Below are 799 nucleotides of genomic sequence, written 5' to 3'. Positions count from 1 at the left end.
CAGGTGCCATCCGCGCTGAACCGGCGGTGTCGCTTCCAGGCTGTCTGCCAGGGGCCGAACTCCGCTGGCAGGTCACGCCAGGGCGAACCGGTCCGGAACCGCCAGACGATGCCCTCGACCACCCGGCGGTGGTCCCGGAACGGACGGCCGCCCTTGCCGGAAGCATCCGGCATGAACGGCTCGATCCGAGCCCAGGCAGCATCCGAGAGAGCACGATTTCGCGACACGGCTCAAGCATGCCGTGGTTCACCAAACCAGGTTAGGAGACACGCCCTAGGCGTGGACATTGCCTCCGCTGGCCTCGAGCTGGTCACGGTCATGCAGCGCACGGACGGCGTCGGGTTGATGCGTGAGCAGCGTGTGGACTGGTTCTGGACCTGCAAAGAGTGGATGGGGGAGCCGCGGATCTGCGAGCCGGAGAAGACCTCCGATCTGAGATGGTTCCCGCTCACCGACCTGCCCGATCTTGTGCCGGCCTATGAACGGATCGTCCTTGCAGGCCTTCGCGACCGCTCGCTCCCGATGGACACGGCTTACGGGTTCACGAACTGAACCGGCCGGTGACGGGCGCACCGCTGCACGCCCATGCCACCGAAGGGTGCAGGATGACCCCTATGAAAACGCCCTGGGCCACGGACGTCGCTTTGAACCTGAGCCGACTCATGGAGAAGACCTGGACGCTGCAGAAGTTCGCTCCCGGTGCGGATGGCGATGCCAACCCCGTGCTGACCGACCGGCGCAACGTCGTCGTCGTGGCCGACGAAGCGCATCGAAGCCAGTATGGCTTCGGGGAGGCGCT

The 799-nt window shown here is 66.0% G+C and carries 3 protein-coding genes; 2 read left to right on the top strand and 1 reads right to left on the bottom strand.

Features of this window, described 5'->3' with window-relative positions; genetic code table 11:
- A partial coding sequence (locus KVS67_RS11515; protein WP_368669060.1) for a transposase occupies positions 1–227 on the bottom strand: 227 nt, incomplete at its 3' end.
- Between the two features lie 52 nt (positions 228–279).
- On the opposite strand from KVS67_RS11515, the gene KVS67_RS11510 reads away from it, so the two are divergent.
- Positions 280–552, top strand: a complete 273-nt coding sequence (locus KVS67_RS11510; RefSeq protein WP_217565393.1) for a hypothetical protein — start codon at positions 280–282, stop codon at positions 550–552.
- A 53-nt stretch (positions 553–605) separates the two neighbouring features.
- Positions 606–799, top strand: a 194-nt coding sequence (locus KVS67_RS14160; protein ID WP_254629355.1) for a hypothetical protein, incomplete at its 3' end; no start/stop codon positions are given.

The sequence above is a fragment of the Micrococcus sp. GbtcB5 genome (assembly GCF_019091605.1).
GTDB classification, from domain to species: domain Bacteria; phylum Actinomycetota; class Actinomycetes; order Actinomycetales; family Micrococcaceae; genus Micrococcus; species Micrococcus luteus.
Note: the sequence above shows the minus strand (reverse complement) of the source record. Positions and strands in the feature narration are given on the sequence as shown.